17 protein-coding genes, 1 tRNA gene and 1 pseudogene are annotated in these 17409 nt (G+C 63.5%); 12 read left to right on the forward strand and 7 right to left on the reverse strand.

Going from position 1 to position 17409, the window contains the following annotated elements; genetic code table 11:
- The first annotated feature begins 342 nt into the window (after positions 1 to 342).
- On the forward strand, positions 343 to 1866 hold the full coding sequence (gene ubiD, locus RMET_RS13545; protein WP_029309737.1) for a 4-hydroxy-3-polyprenylbenzoate decarboxylase: 1524 nt from the start codon (positions 343 to 345) through the stop codon (positions 1864 to 1866).
- An 86-nt stretch (positions 1867 to 1952) separates the two neighbouring features.
- Positions 1953 to 3962 (forward strand): acetoacetate--CoA ligase, encoded by a 2010-nt coding sequence (locus RMET_RS13550; protein WP_011517271.1) that lies wholly within the window; start codon positions 1953 to 1955, stop codon positions 3960 to 3962.
- 9 nt (positions 3963 to 3971) lie between these two features.
- Here the strand turns inward: RMET_RS13550 and RMET_RS13555 are convergent, their stop codons facing one another.
- On the reverse strand, positions 3972 to 4628 hold the full coding sequence (locus RMET_RS13555; RefSeq protein WP_008642239.1) for a glutathione S-transferase family protein: 657 nt from the start codon (positions 4626 to 4628) through the stop codon (positions 3972 to 3974).
- Positions 4629 to 4912: 284 nt separating this feature from the next.
- On the opposite strand from RMET_RS13555, the gene RMET_RS13560 reads away from it, so the two are divergent.
- Entirely contained in the window at positions 4913 to 6145 is a 1233-nt protein-coding gene (locus RMET_RS13560) for a polyhydroxyalkanoate depolymerase (protein WP_011517272.1), read from the forward strand.
- A gap of 98 nt (positions 6146 to 6243) precedes the next feature.
- Positions 6244 to 7149, forward strand: a complete 906-nt coding sequence (locus RMET_RS13565; RefSeq protein WP_011517273.1) for an aldose epimerase family protein — start codon at positions 6244 to 6246, stop codon at positions 7147 to 7149.
- 82 nt (positions 7150 to 7231) lie between these two features.
- Here the strand turns inward: RMET_RS13565 and RMET_RS13570 are convergent, their stop codons facing one another.
- Positions 7232 to 7621 (reverse strand): DUF5594 family protein, encoded by a 390-nt coding sequence (locus RMET_RS13570; RefSeq protein WP_011517274.1) that lies wholly within the window; start codon positions 7619 to 7621, stop codon positions 7232 to 7234.
- Between the two features lie 249 nt (positions 7622 to 7870).
- On the opposite strand from RMET_RS13570, the pseudogene RMET_RS34515 reads away from it, so the two are divergent.
- From RMET_RS34515 to trmB, 3 genes and pseudogenes are all read left to right on the forward strand, one after another.
- Positions 7871 to 8011 (forward strand): annotated as a pseudogene (locus RMET_RS34515) (DUF2335 domain-containing protein); the annotation flags it as partial.
- Positions 8012 to 8339: 328 nt separating this feature from the next.
- Positions 8340 to 8414 (forward strand) — tRNA-Gly (locus tag RMET_RS13575).
- A 75-nt stretch (positions 8415 to 8489) separates the two neighbouring features.
- Positions 8490 to 9278: a tRNA (guanosine(46)-N7)-methyltransferase TrmB gene (gene trmB, locus RMET_RS13580; protein ID WP_011517275.1), complete on the forward strand. Its 789-nt coding sequence runs from the start codon at positions 8490 to 8492 to the stop codon at positions 9276 to 9278.
- An 89-nt stretch (positions 9279 to 9367) separates the two neighbouring features.
- Here trmB and RMET_RS13585 read toward each other — a convergent pair whose 3' ends face one another.
- From RMET_RS13585 to RMET_RS13595, 3 genes are all read right to left on the reverse strand, one after another.
- Positions 9368 to 10249 (reverse strand): undecaprenyl-diphosphate phosphatase, encoded by an 882-nt coding sequence (locus RMET_RS13585; protein ID WP_011517276.1) that lies wholly within the window; start codon positions 10247 to 10249, stop codon positions 9368 to 9370.
- Positions 10250 to 10334: 85 nt separating this feature from the next.
- A complete protein-coding gene (locus RMET_RS13590; protein WP_011517278.1) occupies positions 10335 to 10901 on the reverse strand; it encodes a DUF1439 domain-containing protein in 567 nt (188 codons plus the stop codon).
- Positions 10902 to 10914: 13 nt separating this feature from the next.
- On the reverse strand, positions 10915 to 11214 hold the full coding sequence (locus RMET_RS13595; protein ID WP_011517279.1) for a YkgJ family cysteine cluster protein: 300 nt from the start codon (positions 11212 to 11214) through the stop codon (positions 10915 to 10917).
- A 276-nt stretch (positions 11215 to 11490) separates the two neighbouring features.
- On the opposite strand from RMET_RS13595, the gene RMET_RS13600 reads away from it, so the two are divergent.
- The 5 genes from RMET_RS13600 (at position 11491) to RMET_RS13615 (ending at position 15124) form a co-directional block, all read left to right on the forward strand.
- Positions 11491 to 12255 carry a TetR/AcrR family transcriptional regulator gene (locus RMET_RS13600; RefSeq protein ID WP_029309738.1) on the forward strand — a complete coding sequence of 255 codons (765 nt, stop codon included), beginning with the start codon at positions 11491 to 11493 and terminating at the stop codon, positions 12253 to 12255.
- Positions 12252 to 12473 (forward strand): hypothetical protein, encoded by a 222-nt coding sequence (locus RMET_RS33595; RefSeq protein WP_157139109.1) that lies wholly within the window; start codon positions 12252 to 12254, stop codon positions 12471 to 12473. The genes RMET_RS13600 and RMET_RS33595 overlap by 4 nt, the downstream gene beginning before the upstream one ends.
- Positions 12474 to 12515: 42 nt before the next feature.
- Positions 12516 to 13169 (forward strand): protein-L-isoaspartate O-methyltransferase family protein, encoded by a 654-nt coding sequence (locus RMET_RS13605; RefSeq protein WP_011517281.1) that lies wholly within the window; start codon positions 12516 to 12518, stop codon positions 13167 to 13169.
- 13 nt (positions 13170 to 13182) lie between these two features.
- A complete protein-coding gene (locus tag RMET_RS13610) occupies positions 13183 to 13506 on the forward strand; it encodes a rhodanese-like domain-containing protein (protein ID WP_011517282.1) in 324 nt (107 codons plus the stop codon).
- A 136-nt stretch (positions 13507 to 13642) separates the two neighbouring features.
- Positions 13643 to 15124: a TolC family outer membrane protein gene (locus RMET_RS13615; protein ID WP_011517283.1), complete on the forward strand. Its 1482-nt coding sequence runs from the start codon at positions 13643 to 13645 to the stop codon at positions 15122 to 15124.
- A 12-nt stretch (positions 15125 to 15136) separates the two neighbouring features.
- Here RMET_RS13615 and RMET_RS13620 read toward each other — a convergent pair whose 3' ends face one another.
- Together RMET_RS13620 and RMET_RS13625 are read right to left on the reverse strand one after the other, a co-directional pair.
- Positions 15137 to 16378 carry an O-antigen ligase family protein gene (locus RMET_RS13620; protein WP_011517284.1) on the reverse strand — a complete coding sequence of 414 codons (1242 nt, stop codon included), beginning with the start codon at positions 16376 to 16378 and terminating at the stop codon, positions 15137 to 15139.
- A 123-nt stretch (positions 16379 to 16501) separates the two neighbouring features.
- Positions 16502 to 17311 (reverse strand): META and DUF4377 domain-containing protein, encoded by an 810-nt coding sequence (locus tag RMET_RS13625; RefSeq protein ID WP_011517285.1) that lies wholly within the window; start codon positions 17309 to 17311, stop codon positions 16502 to 16504.
- Positions 17312 to 17409: the final 98 nt, after the last annotated feature.

Raw genomic sequence — 17409 nt, forward strand, 5'->3', positions numbered from 1 at the left:
GACGAAAAGCCATGTTGCGGCGCAACACTTCGAAGAGCAGACCGGATTGTAGGAACGCTTTTATAACCCGTCAAGCATAACAAATTGCGATAGCACTACTTTTATATATATGTAACAACGACCTCCGGGCGGCCGTCAGCGCACCCGCAAACCCGGAATCATAAGCCGGGCCTAGTATTGCTCCCCCTTCCCCACCTGACCGGCCTCGCAGTTTATTTACAATTTCAACTCGCGCGCCGGCACGATTTTTTTGCGCCTTTGCGATGGCGTGTGTATCGTCACACACATTGGAAACGTCGCGCCATGACCCCTCGCGACACCGCACCCCAAATCGATTTCACTATGCAATACAAAGACTTGCGCGATTTTATGAGCCAGCTCGAGCAGCGTGGCGAGCTGAAACGCGTGGCAGCACCGGTGTCTCCGAACCTCGAAATGACCGAGATCTGCGACCGCCTGCTGCGCGCGAACGGCCCGGCCGTCCTGTTCGAGCAACCCCGCCGTGACAATGGCGATATCTATAAGGTGCCTGTCCTGGCAAATCTGTTCGGCACGACACAGAGGGTGGCGCAGGGCATGGGCGCATCGTCGCTTGAGGATCTTCGCGACATCGGCCGCGTGCTCTCGGTCCTCAAGGAACCGGAGCCGCCGCGCGGCCTGCGTGAAGCCGGCAAACTGTTTACGCTGGCCAAATCCGTATGGGACATGGCGCCCAAGCGCGTGAGCAGCCCCGCGTGTCAGGAGATCGTCTGGGAAGGCAACGACGTCGATCTCGCGCGCCTGCCAATCCAGACTTGCTGGCCCGGCGATGCAGCACCACTCATTACATGGGGCCTGGTCGTGACGAAGGGCCCGCACAAGAAGCGCCAGAACCTGGGCATCTATCGCCAGCAGGTCATCAGCCGTAACCAGGTCATCATGCGCTGGCTCGCCCACCGTGGCGGTGCGCTCGATTTCCGCGAGCACGCGCTGGCCAACCCGGGCAAGCCGTTCCCGATCGCCGTGGCGCTGGGCGCCGATCCGGCCACGATCCTCGGGGCCGTCACGCCCGTGCCCGACACACTCTCCGAGTACCAATTCGCCGGCCTGCTGCGCGGCAGCCGCACCGCGCTGGCCAGCTGTATCACGCCTACGCTGTCCGAACTGTCGGTGCCCGCATCGGCGGAGATCATCCTCGAGGGCCACATCCAGCCCGATCCGAACCACCCGTCCGGCTACCAGCACGCGCTGGAAGGCCCGTATGGCGATCACACCGGCTATTACAACGAGCAGGACTGGTTCCCGGTCTTCACGATCGATCGCATCACGATGCGGCGCGACCCGATCTACCACTCCACCTATACGGGCAAGCCGCCCGACGAGCCGGCCGTGCTCGGCGTGGCGCTGAATGAGGTGTTCGTGCCGCTGCTGCAGAAGCAGTTTCCCGAGATCACCGACTTCTACCTGCCGCCGGAGGGCTGCAGCTACCGCATGGCACTGGTCCGCATGAAGAAGCAGTACGCCGGCCACGCCAAGCGCGTGATGTTCGGCGTGTGGAGCTTCCTGCGCCAGTTCATGTATACGAAGTTCATCGTCGTGGTGGATGACGACATCGACGTTCGTGACTGGAAGGAAGTGATCTGGGCGATCACCACGCGAGTGGACCCGACCCGCGACACGGTGATGGTCGACAACACGCCGATCGACTACCTCGACTTTGCCTCGCCGGTCTCGGGCCTGGGATCGAAGATGGGTATCGACGCCACCGACAAGTGGCCCGGCGAAACCACGCGCGAATGGGGCACCCCGATCACCATGGCCCCGGAGATCAAGGCCCGCGTGGATCAGATGTGGGGCTCGCTGTTCGAGGAAGGCCCCGGCAAGTAGCGCGATTGCTCGCTATCATCGCTTTTTGACCGGCAATCCAAGACAACACTCTCATGGCCCGCGCAGACGGGCTCCGGAGGAGACAAATGACGCTTGCAACCCAGGCCGGACAGCCGGCATGGACGCCGTCCGCGGCATTCACCGAAAGCAGCCATCTGGCCGCCTATATGAAGTGGTTGCGCGGCGCGCGCGGCCTCGACTTCCGTGACTACGCCAGCCTCTGGCAATGGTCGGTCACCGACATCGAAGCGTTCTGGCAGACCATCGTCGATTACTTCGACGTACGCTTCGACACACCCGCGCAGCGTGTACTGGATCGCCGCACCATGCCGGGCGCGCGCTGGTTCGAGGGCGCGACGCTCAACTACGCGCAGCAGATCTTCCGCCACGCCGGCACCGGCCTGGCACGCCAGCGCACCGCCATTCGCCATGCCGGCGAGGCGCAACCGCTAGCCGATATCAGTTGGGACACGCTGGAATCACAAGTCGCCTCGGTTGCCCACGCCTTGCGCCAGATGGGCGTCACGCGCGGCGACCGCGTGGCTGGCTACCTGCCCAACGTGCCGGAAACGATCGTCGCATTCCTGGCAACTGTCAGCGTGGGCGCGATCTGGTCGGGCTGCGCGCCGGACATGGGCCAGGTGGCTGTGATCGACCGCTTCCGCCAGATCGAACCCAAGGTGTTGATCGCCGTCGATGGCTACCGATACGGCGGCAAGACGTACGATCGAGCGCCTGTGGTCGCCGATCTGGTTGCCGCGCTGCCCTCGCTGACCGACCTCGTGATCGTGCCGTCGATCGGCAGCAACGTCACGCCCGAGCCACATGCCCGGCGCCACACCTGGAGCGACGTGCTGGCGCACGACGTGCCGCTCGAGATCACGCCGGTCCCATTCGATCATCCGTTGTGGATCGTCTATTCGTCCGGCACCACCGGTATGCCAAAGCCAATCGTCCACGGGCACGGCGGCATTGTGATCGAGCAGCTCAAGCTGATGGCATTCCACAACAACCTGGGCACAGATGATGTGTTTCACTGGTACAGCAGCAGCGGCTGGATCATGTGGAATGCGCAGGTAGCTGGCCTGCTGCTGGGCACCACCATCGCGCTCTACGACGGCAACCCGGCGTGGCCCGATGCCGGCGTGCTCTGGCGATTCGTGGATCAGGCGCGTGTGACGATGTTCGGCGCCGGCGCCGCATTCTTCACCAATTGCATGAAGGCGGGCGTAGAACCGGCGGAGATCGCCGATCTGTCACGCCTGCGCGGTCTGGGCTCGACGGGATCGCCGCTGCCGGAGGAAGCGTACGACTGGATCTACGGGCATGTGCGCGCCGACATCTGGCTGGCGCCGATGTCCGGCGGTACCGACTTCGCCGGATCGTTCGTGGCCGGATGCCCCCTGCTGCCGGTCTATCAGGGCGAAATGCAGTGCCGTTGCCTGGGCGCCAAGGTCGAAGCCTTTGACGACAACGGCAAGCCACTGATCGACGAGGTGGGCGAACTGGTCTGCACCGAGCCGATGCCATCCATGCCGCTGTTCCTGTGGGGCGATGCCGACGGCAAGCGTTACCGCGACAGCTACTTCGACACCTATCCGAACGCGTGGCGCCACGGCGACTGGATTCGCATCACACCGCGCGGCGGCGCCATCATCTACGGTCGCTCCGATGCGACGATCAACCGATACGGCATCCGCATGGGCACGAGCGAGCTGTATCGCGTGGTGGAAGAGTTGCCCGAAGTGCTCGACAGCATGGTGGTCGATCTCGAATACCTCGGCCGCGAATCGTATATGCCACTGTTCGTGGTGCTGCGAGAGGGCATGGCGCTGGACGATGCCCTGCGCGACACCCTGCGCGCGCGCATTCGCGTTGCGCTGTCGTCGCGGCACGTGCCAAACGAGATCCTGCAGGTGCCCGGCGTGCCGCGCACGCTCTCGGGCAAAAAGATGGAAGTGCCGATCAAGAAGCTGCTGCTCGGTCATGCACCCGAGAAGATCGCCAACCGCGATGCCATGGCGAATCCCGAGTGCCTGACGTGGTATTTCGCGTATGCGGAGGACTACCTGACGCGCGCGGCGCAGCCGGCGTAAGGCGCTACGTCAGAACTCGACGTCGAGTTCGCTGATCTCGTCGGGCTCCTCGCGGGCGGCATGGATCCATTCCTGCATCTCGGGCATGGCCAGGATCGTCTTGCAGAACTCGACTAGCGGCGCATCGAGCTTCACGCCGTACGTGATGAAACGCGTCACCACCGGCGCGTACATCGCATCGGCAATGGTGCGGCGCTTGCCGAACAGGTAAGGACCGCCGTAGCGTTGCAGGCACTCCGCCCAGATCGCGGTAATGCGGTCGATATCGGCCTGCGCGCGCGACCAGACCTTCAGCCCCGGGAAATGCCCCTTCAGGTTCATTGGCAGCGCCGCGCGCATGGCGGCAAAGCCGGAGTGCATTTCGCCGCAGATCGCGCGGCAGTGGGCGCGCGCGACCAGATCGTCCGGCAACAGCTTCGCCTTTGGCCGGATCTCGTTGAGGTACTCCGCAATCGCCATCGTGTCCCAGACGGTCACGCCCTCATGGCGCAAGCACGGCACCAGGATCGACGGCGACAGCAGCAGGATCTCCGCCCGCGCGGCCGGGTCATCCGGCGGCACCAGCACCTCCTCGAATTCAAGCCCCGCAAACCGGGCCAGCAACCATCCACGCAGTGACCAGGACGAATACGTCTTGCTGCTGATCGTCAGCGTCGTCTTCGACATCGTGCCTCCTCTGCCCCCGGGGGCATTGTGCGATGTTCGCTTGCAGTATCGGCGGCGAGCGGACCATATGCCAGCACGCACCCGCGCGGTGCGTGCCGCCGGCGCGTCCGGCACCAGTGCGAGGCCGCCTGTCGTCGCCGCTACGGGGCCGCTCCGCCACTCCGCACCCTTTGCGTGCCCTCACCCACCAAGCCAGACAAAATTTGCAAACGGCGTGCCAACATCGACGCCCGTGGCATATATATTGCGGCAATGGGGCTCGACGGACGTGGGGGGACCGAGCCATGCTCTACCAGACCTATCAGCTCTACGCGGATATGATGCAGCCGGCCTGCTCGCTGGCCGACATCGCCTCCACGCTCATCTCCGGATACCGTCGCGCCGACAACAGCGAGACGCTGCGCGCGCTACGCGCCTGGTGCGAAGTGCTGGCGCTGGCACGTCTGACTCACTACCGCCCTCCTTTCGGCATCGACCGCGTGCGTATCAATGGTCGCGGCGAGTATGTGCCCGTGACCGAAGAAATCGTCATACGTACGCCGTTCTGCACATTGCTGCGTTTTCGCCGCGAGGGCGCGCCCCAGCAACCGCGTGTGCTGCTGGTGGCGCCGATGTCCGGCCACTTTGCCACGCTGCTGCGCGGTACCGTGGAAACGATGCTCCGCGACCATGACGTCTACATTACCGACTGGCATAACCCCCGTGACATCCCGCTCGTCTGTGGCCGATTCGGCTTCGACGAATTCGTGCATCACCTGATCACGTTCCTCCACGTATTGGGTGGCAACACGCATGTCGTGGCCGTGTGCCAGCCGACCGTGGCCGCGCTGGCGGCCGCCGCGCTGATGGCCGAGGACGGCGACCCGGCGCAGCCGCCGAGCCTGACGTTGATGGCGGGCCCGATCGATGCGCGCGTAAATCCCACCCGCGTCAACGCGCTGGCTACCAGCCGCCCGATCGAGTGGTTCGAAAACACGCTGATCGGATACGTGCCGCTGCGTTTCGCCGGCGCGCTGCGACGCGTGTACCCGGGCTTCGTCCAGCTCATCGCGTTCATGAGCATGAACCGCGAGCGCCACGAACAGGCGCTGCGTGATCTGTATGACCTGCGTGCGCGCGGCGAGCATGGCAAGGCCGACGAAATCCAGACGTTCTATAGCGAGTACTTCGCGACCATGGACCTGACGGCCGAGTTCTATCTTGAGACCATCAGCCTGGTCTTCCAGCGCTTTTTGCTGGCCCAGAAACTGCTCGACGTGGCGGGCCGGCGCGTTTCGACCGACGCGATCCACCGCACCACCCTGCTGACCGTGGAAGGAGAGCGCGACGACATCTGCGCGATCGGCCAGACCATGGCCGCGCAGGACCTCTGCGCCAGCCTGCGCCCGTACATGCGGATGCACCACATCCAGACCGGCGTGGGCCACTACGGCGTGTTCAACGGCAAACGCTGGGAATCGCAGGTCTACCCGCTGCTGCGAGAGACCATCCACATGAGCGACGAGATGTTTGGCTGAGCGATGGCGCCTGAATGGGCCGACGAAATGAGCCGACGCCATGGGCCAAAGAGGCAGGGTGCTAACCTTCGGTTCTCCCCTTATCTTCCGCAGTCGACATGCCCACCACCTCCACGCAGCGATACCAGGGTCAGGATCTTCTCAGGATCGGTAACGACCACAGCTATCTGCTGCTGGCCCCCGAGCATGGTGGCCGGCTGGTGCGTTGGGTCCATCATGGGCAGGACATCCTGTTCTGGCCCGATGACGCCGACTGGTCGCGCGTTGCCAAGATCCGTGGTGGTAACCCGTTGCTGTTTCCGTTTATCGGACGCCATTTCGTCGACGGCGAAGCGGGCAAGTGGCGCGACCCCGACGGTACTGTGCACAGCCTGCCCCAGCACGGTTTCGCCCGCGATCTGCCGTTCACGGTGACCGCGCACTCGGACTCGTCCATCAGCCTGACATTGACGTCATCCGACGCCACCCACGCGGGATATCCCTACGATTTCGCGTTCGCCGTCACCTATCGCCTGACGACCAATGGGCTCGAGGTCACGCTCACCACACGCAATCTAGGCAGCCGCCCCCTGCCCTATTACGCGGGCCACCACTTCTACTTCGCCCTGCCACACGAGCAACGCGCGGAAAGCCGCCTGTCGATGCCACCGTCCGCACGTGTTCGCCAGAAGGAAGATGGAAGCCTCACCGGCACCGAACCTGGCGATAGCACCTACTCCGTCGCCGATCCGCGGCTGCAGGACACCTTTCACCTCCTCCAGGCAGCGGGGTCCGTTTGTCTCGCGATGCCATCCCGCACGATTGATATAGAACTGGTCACGGAAGGGGAAAGTGGCACGCCCTGGTATGCGGTCACCACATGGACCGAACACAATGCATCCGACTTCTATTGCGTGGAGCCATGGCTCGGCCTGCCGAACGCAATCGCCCACGGGCAAGGACTGCGCTGGCTCAACGCCAACACTGAAGCCCACGCGACCTGCAGGCTGGACGTGAAACCCTGAGCCAATCGCATCAGAAGAGTGGCATTTGGACGCACACTGAATGGCCCCTCGGCGCACATTTGACGCGAGGATCTGGCGGTGATTACCGAAGCAGGTGCTCGAAATCGAGTCCGCCAAGCAGCACGGTGGGGTCGGCTTGCGTGCGCGAATTGAAATCGATCTGCCGCGCGTCCTGCCACGCATTGAGCTTGCCCGGCAAGGCGCCCAGGTATTCGGCAAACCGCTGATCGCCACCCGAGGCAAACAAGCGGTCGACTTCGTAGCTATCCCACGACAAGGTGATATCGAGCGGGCACGCGTAGCGCCCGCCACCAGCACGCGCCACGGCCCAGATACGAAGCCGCGCGGGTTGGTCTGCCGACGTGTGAGGAACCAGTTCGACATTCAGCGTGCCATGGAATATCGATTGCACGCGCTCGGCGATGCGGGGCAGAAACTCCGCGTTGAAGCGATGGGCAGGAATCGGATGCACGGGAGCGGGGGCGCTTGCGTAGAGGTAGGCGGTATTGTGCGCTGGGTTGGCCGTGACAGTAAGATTTTTGACGAGGACAAGATTGAGTCGCGAACTGGGCGAGATCATGCCCGGCAAAGACGGGCTGCTGAAGGATCTCCTGACGGCCATGTTCCACCCTACCCTTGTGCGCGGACGCTTGAACGGCCTGGCTGGAGCAGCCCCCCAAGGACACAGGACCGCCCTCCTCCCATCCGATAGCCACCATGCATGCGCCGCAAACGACACTTCATTACGGGCCGATGCCGCCCCCCTGACACCCTTGCCGAATACGAGCGCCTGCAGCCTGGAATCGCCCAACGAATCTTCGAGTTGGCCGAACGGCAGACAATCTATCGACAGGCGCCAGATGAAAAAGGCCAGCTTGCAGATATCGCCGCCCGAAATGCTGAGATCGAGCTTGCGCGCCGGCACCTCCGGGGATCACAAATCAATGCGCGGCTGGGATACCTGCTCGGCTGGACGATAGGTGCCGGCTGCGTGCTGAAGGACTATCAACTGCGCGGCCATGGATCGGGGCGCGGCCGCCATCGCGGCATTTGTATGGGTGCTGATTGGCAGCAACATTCGTGCAATCCGACCTTCCGGAGGCGGGCGACCGAAAGACGCCGAATGCTAGGTACGGCTCGGGCTGGCCTCTCGGCCCTGTCATGCTACAATCCGCCCCCAGTAAGCCATAGCGGGCGTCGTATAATGGCCATTACCTTAGCTTCCCAAGCTAAAGACGTGGGTTCGATTCCCATCGCCCGCTCCACTCTCACTACGCAAGCCGCCTCTGGCACCCGGTCAAAACGATGATCGGCGATCCGCCCGGCGGCTTTTTGTTGCCATGCTTCCCCAAGACACGAACACCGATCCGCTGCCGGGCGACGATGCCGAAAGCGCTTCTGGAAAGTCCGCCGACGCCTCCCAAGGCACCCCCAACCCGGGCGACGAAGTCGCGCATCCGCGCAGAATCCGCTCGTTCGTCAGGCGTGCCGGGCGCACCTCGACCGGACAGCAGCGGGCGATGGACGAACTGGGACCGACCTATATCGTTCCCTACCAGCCCGAACCGCTGGACTGGACGGCCACATTCGGACGCGAGGCGCCCTCGATCCTCGAAATCGGATTTGGCATGGGCGAGACGACGGCGCATATCGCCGGCCTCCGGTCACAGGACAACTTCCTGGGCTGCGAGGTGCATGAACCCGGCGTTGGCGCCCTGCTCAAGCTGATCGGAGAGCGTGGCCTTCAGAACGTGCGCATCATGCAGCACGACGCCGTCGAAGTCGCCGCGCACATGCTCACCGAGAACTCGCTCGATGGCGTGCATATCTACTTTCCCGACCCGTGGCACAAGAAGCGCCACAACAAGCGTCGGCTGGTGCAACCGCCACTGGTGAAGCTGCTGGCCAGCCGGCTCAAGCCGGGGGGCTACATTCACTGCGCGACCGATTGGGAAGAGTACGCCCACCAGATGGTGGAAGTGCTATCCGGCGAGCCGGCCCTCGAAAACACCTCGAAGGCCGATGGCGGATTCGCGGAACGGCCCGATTACCGGCCCGTGACCAAGTTCGAGAAGCGCGGCCTGCGCCTTGGCCATGGCGTGTGGGACGTCGTATTCCGGAAGAAGTAAGCGGATATCGACCGTCGAATCGCAACAAAGCAAAAGAGGGGCAATCGCCCCTCTTTGCATTTCCGATGCCGGGACAAGCCCGGCAGCGATCAGGCGTGCCAGGAAATGACCCCGGTCCACGCGGTCAGGAGCACGATGATGCCAAAGGCGATGCGGTACCACGCGAATGGCTTGAAATCATGCGTGGCCACGAAACGCAGCAGCCAGCGTACGCACAGGAACGCCGACAGGAACGCGAAAACAAAACCCACCGCGAAGATGCCGAGATCGTCAGCAGACAACAGCGCGCGCGCCTTGTAGAGTTCGTAGACCGTGGCGCCGAAGATCACCGGAATCGCCAGGAAGAACGAGAACTCCGTGGCTACCTGGCGCGACAGACCGAACAGCATACCGCCGATGATCGTCGCACCGGAGCGCGAGGTACCGGGCACCAGCGCGAAGCACTGGGCCAGGCCCACCTTCAGCGCATCGCGCCAGTTCAGGTCGTCCACCGATTCGATGCGCGGCGCGCCCGCCTTGGCGGCCTCCAGCAACGCATTGCCTTGTGGGGCCGACACCGTGCCACGACGCGCCTCGCGCCATTCGGCCAGCAGGATCACGACGCCACCGATAATGAACGCCGTCGCCACGGTGATCGGGTTGAACAGATGGGCCTTGATCCATTTGCCGAAGACCAGGGCCAGCACGATGGCCGGTATCGTGGCCACGATCACGTTGACCGCAAAGCGCTGCGATTTGACATCGCTGGCCAGGCCGCTGATCACGGTGCCGATGCGCTGTCGGAATTCCCAGCAAACGGCCAGGATGGCGCCGAACTGGATCACGATCTCGAAAATCTTGCCCTTCTCGTCGTTGAAATCGAGCAACTGACCCGCAAGGATCAGGTGGCCAGTACTGGAGATGGGAAGGAATTCGGTCAGTCCTTCGACAATGCCAAGGATGACGGCTTTCAGGGCGAGTGCAATATCCATGCGGAATCAGGAGAGGGAGGCGCGAAAAGTCTGCGCAAGACCCGCCGGTATGGGCGCGGGCACGAGCATTATTGTTGATTCGGATTTATGGCCGATTAATCTTGACGTTGATACCGTCCGGCAGGACCGTGATTGTACCGGGCTCGACGTTAGTGCCGGCCAGCCGAAGCTGTTCCGGCTTGAACGTATAGAGCGGATAGCCCTGCAGCAACTGCTCCGAGAGAATACCGCCAAGCGCATTGAGCTGGCGAGAAAACTGGCTTGGCAGCCCCTGCACGTCGAACTGTTTGACCTCGGGGTCCTGCAGGACCAGGGACCGCGTTGGCTGGTCGTACCGCAGGGCGCTGTCAAGCGCGAAGCGCCCCGTCAGCGGCTGCCGGAAGAACAGGCGATTGTCGATCGTCGCATCGAATGCCACCGTCACGCGATTGCGCGTGGCGTCGAGCATGAGCTGCGGATTGGCAAGCTGGATATCGAACAGCTCCATATACCGCTTGTTGAACGGAAATTTCTTCTCCAGCGCCGCCTGCAACTGGCTTTGCGAGAAGGTGTATTCGTTGCGGAACACACTACATCCACCCAGCCATCCGGCCGTGGCGAGCGCCGCGACACCCGCAGCCGCCAGCCAGCGCCGGCGCGTTGTGCCAATCATCGATTTACCTCCGTCAAGCATGGCCACCATCCGAACGGGATGCCGGCGCAGTCATCGCTTCCAGCCGCGTCAGCCACAGCAGCGCCGCCTCACGCGACTCGCCGCACATCTCATGCGAGGGACGCAGCCCGCCGCAGAAATCCGGCCTCTCGGGCCGCCCAAACACCGCGCAACGCATGTCGGGCAGCAACTGGGCGCATGCCTGCCCCGCGGCCTTGCCAGCGGGCATTCCCGGCAGCGGGGAGGTGATCGACGGCGCGATGCAGCAGGCGCCACAGCCTTCGCGGCAGGTCAAAGCGGATTGGCACGTCATGGTGAAGATTTCTGCGGCAACTGCCGAAAAACAGCATATGAAGCCGATCAGACCTAAGAAAGCCGCAATTGTGCCCCAGGCGGGCGCTGGCACCTGAAACAAAGGGCAACTTCGACCGCGTGAGACAAGTGAGTCACTTTCCAACAAGCTGCGCCTTGTTCATATTGTCTGCTTGACCATACGTAAGCGCCCCCCTACATTACTGACCCATAGGTTATTAATATCGGTCCCCGCGAGGCCTTGCTCCGCCCGAGGGCCCTGCCATTCCCGCACACCGTGACCGCCGCCCTGCCAAAGAAAGACCCTGATACCCGGCGCTGGAGCCGGCGCAAGGCTGCCCGCCCCCAGGAACTGGTTGCCGCGGCGCTGGACCTCTTCGTCGAGCGCGGCTACGCGGCAACACGACTCGAGGATGTCGCCGCCGCCGCGGGCGTATCCAAGGGCACGGTCTATCTCTACTTCGCCAACAAGGAAGAGCTGTTCAAGACCGTGGTCCGGGAGAACATGGTGCCGGCGCTCGTGCGCGGCACGGACTTGGTCGATCGCTACGAGGGCTCCACTCCCGAGTTATTGCGCGAATTGCTGCTTGGCTGGTGGGGCCTGATCGGCGCCACGCCCGTGGCCGGCCTGACCAAGCTGATCATGGCCGAATCGCATAATTTCCCCGATATCGCCCAGTTCTACCAGGACGAGGTCATGGGCCCCGGCGACGAACTGTTCGCACGTGTGCTGGCCCGTGGCGTGGCGCGCGGCGAGTTCCGCGCCGCGCCGGCAAACCCTACCACCACGCTGATCTGCGCCCCACTGGTATTCCTGATGCTCTGGCGGAGCGCCTTTGGACAACTGGACTGCCGGGTCATCGACCCTGAGGCGTTCGTCGACCAGTTGCTCCAGGTACTGCTGTTCGGCCTGACTACCGGGCCATCGCGCGATATGCCGCTACCGCCGGTCCAGGGCCCATACATATGGGAAAGGATCCGCGACGAGCTGCTGGCCGAGCGCGCGGCGGACCTGGCGCCACCTGCGGAGACAGGCCGATGACCGACCTTGTCGCCCGCAAGGTGACGTCTCAACACCGCCGTGGCGCAAACGCATCCCGCCGCTCGCTTCTAATGTTTTGTAAACATGCCATTCGGGTGCGAGAGGGTAAAATAGTGGGCTTTTGCGTAACTTCCCGGCAGGCTGCGGCTTCGGCACCCGTCGGGACGTCACTCGGCATCAACCGCAACGACAGCGCTGACGGCGGCATCACCCGCTAACCGGCAAGCGCAACCCCGCAAGCATTTGGAAGGAAAGGCAAGATGGATCTCGAAAAAGCCCGCTTCAACATGATCGAACAGCAAATCCGCCCATGGGACGTGCTGGACCAGGAAATCCTGGACCTGCTGGCCGTGGTCAAGCGTGAGCAGTTCGTACCGCAGGCCTACGCCGCATTGGCTTTCGTCGACATGGAGATTCCGCTGCCGTGCGGCGAGAACATGCTGCCCCCGCGCGTCGAGGCCCGTCTTCTGCAGGACCTGAACGTGCGCAAGCATGAGAACGTGCTCGAAATTGGCGCGGGCTCCGGCTACATGGCCGCCCTGCTGGCCAACCGCGCCCGTCACGTGCTCACCGTGGACGTTCATCCCGAACTGGTTGCCCTGGCTCGCCAGAACCTGGCCAACGCCGGCATCACCAACGTTGACGTGGCAGAAGGCAATGCCGCCGAAGGCTGGGCGGTCGCCGCGCCGTACGACGTGATCTGCATCTCGGCGTCCGTGCCGGAAATTCCGAGCGCGATCCTGTCCCAGGTGAAGGTCGGCGGCCGTATCGCTGCCATCGTCGGCTCGGCCCCGGTCATGGAAGCCCGCATCATCACGCGCGCCTCCGAGACCGAGTACCAGGTTGTCGACCTGTTCGAGACGCTGGCCAAGCCGCTGGAAGGCGCCGTCCAGCCGTCGCGCTTCAAGTTCTGATCAGACGCCAGATATGCAAGTCATTACCGCTCCCGAACTCGCCCAATGGCTGGCGGATGCCGGCCGCGCGAAACCGGTGCTGCTCGACGTACGCGAGGACATCGAGATCCGGACCGCCGCAATGCCCGACATCACGCATATCCCGATGGGCCAGATTCCTGGCCGGCTGAATGAACTCGACGAAGACGCCGAAATCGTCTGCATTTGTCACCACGGCGCGCGCAGCATGCAGGTGGCGAACTTCCTCGAGCGCCAGGGTTATGCCAAGGTCTACAACCTGACCGGCGGCATTCACGCTTGGTCGACGCAGGTCGACCCGTCCGTCCCGCAGTACTGACCCGGGAACCGGCCCCGGGACGGCAACGCCGCCCGGGACCATCCCGCCCTGCAGCACCTCCGCAGTCCTTGCCGTACCACCCGTCGATGTAACCGAACATTGGCCGCGCCGCGTCGCAGGCCGCGCTGGAGATGTCATGAGTTTTCCGCTTTCCGCCGTGCCCGGTGCGGCCAGGAGATCCCTGCCGCTCGCGGCTGCTCTTGTGGCCATGCTGCACTTGCCGGCCGCGGAGTCAGCCGATCTGCTGCAGGTGTATCGCGATGCGCAATCCAATGACGCCCAGTTCGCCAGCGCACGCGCGCAGCTCGTCGCCACGCGCGAGAAGCTGCCCCAGGCGCGCTCGGGCCTGTTGCCGCAGGTCTTTGGCACGGCAGGCGCGCAGCGGACCCAGGCCGACTACAGCTCGCCGGTCGACGTCACCCGCTATTTCAATGCCAACACCTGGCAGTTGCAGCTTACACAGCCGCTGTTCCGCTGGGATCGCTGGGAAACCTACAAGCAGGGAGAACTGGCCGCACTGGCGGGCGAGATCACCTTCCAGCAGGCACAGCTCGACCTGATCACACGTGCCTCGCAGGCGTACTTCGATGTGTTGGCCGCGCAGGACAACCTCTACCTGGCGGGTGCCCAGAAGAAGGCCATTGGCGAGCAACTCGAGCAGGCCAAGCGCAATTTCGAGGTAGGCACCGCCACCATTACCGACGCCAACGATGCCCAGGCGCGCTACGACCTGGCCACCTCCACGGAGATTGCTTCGCAAAGCGCGCTCGAGGTGTCCCGCGCCACGCTGCAACAGATCACCGGCAAATCCGTCGACGAACTGATGGGACTGCGCTCCGAAGCGGCGATTCCGGGCCCGGCGCCGGCCGATGTCAACGCATGGGCGGCGCAGGCCGAACAGGCCAATCCGCAAGTCAGCCTGGCCGGATACAACCTCGAAACGGCGCAGCGCGAAACGAACAAGGCCAAGGCAGGCCACCTGCCTTCCGTCGACCTCGTCGCTTCATACGGTTACACCAACGCCCAGGGCACGGCCACGCAGCTCAGTAACGTAGGCAGCCGCTACAACTCGGGCGTGGTGGGCGTCCAGTTGAGCATCCCGATCTTCACCGGTGGCCAGATCCAGTCGCGCGTGCGCGAAACCCTGGCGCTTGCCGACAAGGCCGCAAGCGATCTCGAGTTCGCGCGCCGTACCGCCGCGCAGACCGCCCGGCAGACCTACTCGGGTGTGTACAACGGGCTCGCGCAGGTCAAGGCGCTCGAGGCAGCGGAACGCTCGGCGCAAAGCGCAGTGGAATCGAACCAGCTTGGCTATGAAGTGGGCGTGCGCATCAATATCGACGTGCTGAACGCGGAGGCGCAACTGTTCCAGACCCGCCGCGACCTGGCCAAGGCGCGCTACGACACGATCATGAATGGCATGCGCCTGAAGGCTTCCACCGGCGCGCTGTCGGAAGACGACGTGGTGCAGATCAACACGCTGCTGACGTCGGCGCCGGGAGCGATGTACAAGTTGCCGGGGAAAACAAGAGTGGGTGCCATGCCCGCGCACAAGCCGGCACGCGGTGAACGCGGCCGACGTGAAAGCATGGCTCAGGGTGTTACGCCACGGTCCTGACCGCCGGCAAGGTCAGACGGCGTCGGTCCGCGCCGAATGCGCCTCGCGCCCGGCCATCCCCAACAGCAGGCCGATGAGCCCCGCGTAGAAAACGACGTTGGCCTGGTGGGCCATTGTTACCTGGGTGAGGCCGCTGATCAGGGACGCCATCACCACGCCCAATCCAGCTCCGCCCAGACTCACGCCTTGCGGATTGCCCAGGGAGCGGGCCGCCCGCAAGGCTCGGGCAAACAGCACTGCCGGCACCAGGAACAAGCCAAGCATGACCATCAACCCGGGGATACCGGTGGTGGAAGCCGCCTCCACGATATCGTTGTGCGCATGTTCGAGCACGCATGCCAACGATTTCGTTTCGTGGCAGAACTCAGAGGCATGGAGAATCCGGGCGAACTGCCCCACACCGACTCCGGTCCAGGGATGCTCGCTGAAGTACTGCAGGCCGATATGCCAGATCTTCAGGCGCACGCCAACTGACGTTTCGATGTTACCTTGCCGATACATCTGGATCTCCGACACGGCGTCATCTACGCGTTTGGAGACTGGGCTATCCGGCACCATGTACGCGCCAATGGCAAGCGTTGCAACCGCGCAAACGGCCACGATGAGCATCCGCACGCTGAAACGCCGGTAGCGGATCATCAGCATCGGCACCGATGTCACGAGCATTGCCACCACAGCGCCTCGCGTGCCATTCAGCATGAGGATCATGGTACCGAGCAGAAGGTTGACCCAGGCTTCCATATGCGTACCACGGCTATCGCCCGGGCGCGCGAAACCCACCAAGGCGAGTGCCGCGATCATGTTCGCGAAGGCGATGGCCTGGATCCATGCCGAAGGCCGATCAATGTTCAAGGCAAACTTCTGATAACCAACGATCAACAGCGCCAGAAACAGCCCCACTGTGATCCCTCGCCAGAGCCATGCGGGATTGGGCGCCGCGCGCACGATCACCCAGCACGTCAGAATGGCCAGCAGCGTTCGCGAAGGATTGTCGATAACGTTCCACGGTGTGTGGAAGTAAAGCTTCGAGCCGACGTAGACAAGCATGAAGGCCAGCACGGCAATGGCCAGCGGTGTCATGACCTTGGAATACTCGCGCCAAGCTCGCCCCATGCCGCGCCAGCCGAGCAGTGCCAGTACGCCGACCCCCGCCAGGAACACGCCCGCGCCTCGCGGCACGCACAGGATCAACACGGGAAAGGCGAAGACGAGGACGGTAGCCATCCTCGACAGGAGCTTGTTGCTATCGGTCATAGTGGGATACTTGATGCGCCGGTATCGCCACTGTGCCGTGGCGCTTCTGAAATCAGGCCGGATTCTATCTGATCAGGCGCCCCGCCCCTCAGCAGGCGCCTCATCCGACCGGCCCTGAGCCAATCACTTTGCCCGCGAGCGCTCTTCCACATCCAGCAATTGCCAGCGGATCGACGAGGCATCGGCAGGTGGATTCGGCACCTGATACTCCCGCACGCGCAGCTTGTAGCTGACGCCGGGCTCGAAATCGAGCCCCTCGATCGCCCCGTACCAGAGCTGCCAAGGGGCATCGGGCGACTCGCGCCAGCGATAGCACTGCATCTTGCCCACGCCCGAGCATTCCACGCGCTGCGAATCGATATAGACGATCTTTTCCTTGCCAGATGCCGCATCGATCTTCGCACCGCGCCGGCCCACGCCTTCACGCTCGACGAACTGCAGCAGATCGCCATCGGCCGTCTTCCAGACGATCTGCCGCCCCATGGAACCCGCCGACGGCTGCGTGCCGACCGTGGTGAACGGCGACGACATCGCCTTGAGCAGCGCCGATTCGAGCTCCATGCGCGGCCCCGGGCAAGCCATTCGCGTGCCGGCGATGCGATCAAAGCGAATGCCGGTGCTGGTCTTGCCGTAGCCGCCCGTGAAGCGGTTGCAGCCGCTGGTGCCGCTTACCGTGCCTTGTGGGGAATCGATGCCGTCGTTGAAGTCGAAGATGATCGGCTGACCATTGTCGCCGTGGGGAATATCGCGCAGCGTGCCATCGGGACGCTGCCACCGCACGAGTTCCCAACGGCTCGGACCGCTCGAGCGCGTTTCACTGAGGCTGGTATTGGCCGATGGCGTATCGGGAGGTTGGCCGCTAGCGCAAGCTGACATGATGGTGGCGGAAGCAAGGGCCAAAATCATGGCCAGGGGACGAAGAATCTTTTGCATGGGTCGACTCCTTTGCTTGAAACGCCCGCGGCCCGAATGCTTGCGCCCTTCTCGCCGTATGGGAGACATACGGGAGCGAACGCAAGCGCTTGAAGAGC

This window comes from Cupriavidus metallidurans CH34 (assembly GCF_000196015.1).
GTDB lineage: Bacteria > Pseudomonadota > Gammaproteobacteria > Burkholderiales > Burkholderiaceae > Cupriavidus > Cupriavidus metallidurans.